The organism is Methylophaga sp. UBA5088, assembly GCF_002414625.1.
In the GTDB taxonomy this organism is placed as follows: Bacteria; Pseudomonadota; Gammaproteobacteria; order Nitrosococcales; family Methylophagaceae; genus Methylophaga; species Methylophaga marina.
In genome coordinates, this window is record NZ_DIAC01000136.1 from 1 (window position 1) to 1,440 (window position 1,440).

Consider the following 1,440-nt stretch of genomic DNA (forward strand, 5'->3'; position numbering starts at 1 on the left):
ATGTAGATGTAGATGTAGATGTAGATGTAGTTCTACGCTATCTTTGCCGGTACTTTGATGGATCATCTTAGAGCAAATGCGCGATATTGATGTGGGTAGATATCTGGTGGCGTGATCGCATGAGCTGGAATTAAGCCTTCTCAAGTACAAAATGATATTTATCATCGATTTCAGATGTGTCTATCAACTGATTACCCGTCATTTTACAAAATGCTGGAATATCTTTATTGGCGCCTTTATCGGTAGCAATTAATAACAGTTTCTGGCCGGATGTCATGTCCGCCAATGCTTTTCGGGCTTTTAATACTGGAAGAGGGCAATTAAGGCCGGATGTATCAATTTCTTTGTGAAATTCTGACATACTAGTTGTCCAATCTATTCTTAAAAATGACGCAATGATAAACGGATTTGTATTCACTGTCTTGCTGGAACCGTGTGCCCACATGATGAGTCTATTTGGCTTATGAGAACACTATATTACATCGTAAGTTTACTTTTTTTTAGCCATCTAAGCACAAGCTGGGCGCTGGATATTGCCTTACCAGAGATGGGTGATAGCGCAGGTGAATTAATCTCTCCCCGAGAAGAACTGGAGATTGGTCAGGCTTTTTTCTGGCGCTTACAACAAAGCACGGACTTGGTCGAAGATCCTGAAGTGAATAGCTACATCCAGTCTTTAGGTTACCGCTTGGCCTCGAATAGTAACGAACCTAATTTGAACTACACCTTTTTTGTCGTGCCCGATGGTACGGTCAATGCCTTTGCCACTCCAGGTGGCTATGTGGGGGTTAACTCCGGATTGATTCTTACAGCCGCCAATGAAGATGAGCTGGCTTCTGTCATGTCGCATGAGATTGCCCACATCACCCAGCGTCACATCTTAAGAAGTTTTGAAAATTCGAAACGTATGACCATACCCCGCACAGCTGCCATGATTGCTGCCGCGCTGTTGGGGGCTGCTGATCCCAAAGCCGGTTCGGCCGCTATCATGGCAGTTCAGGCCGGAAGTATTCAGAGCCAGATTGACTATACCAGAGCGAATGAAGCGGAAGCGGACAATATAGGTATGCAGACATTGGTTCGATCTGGCTTCAATCCTGAAGCGATGCCAAGCTTTTTCGAGAAGTTACAGCAAGCCAGTCGGTTTTATGGGGGCGATGCGGTTCCTGAGTTTTTACGAACTCACCCCGTCACGACTTCGCGTATAGCCGATGCCAGAGGGCGAGCTTCTCAATTAAGTGTAAAGCCGAGGTTGTCTGATCATGAGCAGTTTTACCTGATTAAAGAAAAGCTGCGAGTGATGACGGCTCAAGATAGTGGGGAATTGATTGAGTATTATCAACATCAATTGACCAGAGATGATCTAGTCAATAAAGATCCTGTGAATTACGGTTATGTGCTGGCTTTGATCAAAAATGCACAATACACAGCGGCTCGCCT

The 1,440-nt window shown here is 44.9% G+C and carries 2 protein-coding genes; one reads left to right on the top strand and one right to left on the bottom strand.

Going from position 1 to position 1,440, the window contains the following annotated elements:
- Positions 1 to 130: 130 nt before the first annotated feature.
- Entirely contained in the window at positions 131 to 361 is a 231-nt protein-coding gene (locus B4K20_RS16875; RefSeq protein WP_289283809.1) for a sulfurtransferase TusA family protein, read from the bottom strand.
- A 102-nt stretch (positions 362 to 463) separates the two neighbouring features.
- On the opposite strand from B4K20_RS16875, the gene B4K20_RS16880 reads away from it, so the two are divergent.
- Positions 464 to 1,440 (top strand): M48 family metallopeptidase (locus B4K20_RS16880; protein WP_289283810.1); only part of this gene is annotated, 977 nt, incomplete at its 3' end.

What these genes read in the sequence shown, in the direction of transcription:
- B4K20_RS16875 (WP_289283809.1), bottom strand. Translation starts at nt 361, where the DNA reads ATGTCAGAATTTCACAAAGAAATTGATACATCCGGCCTTAATTGCCCT.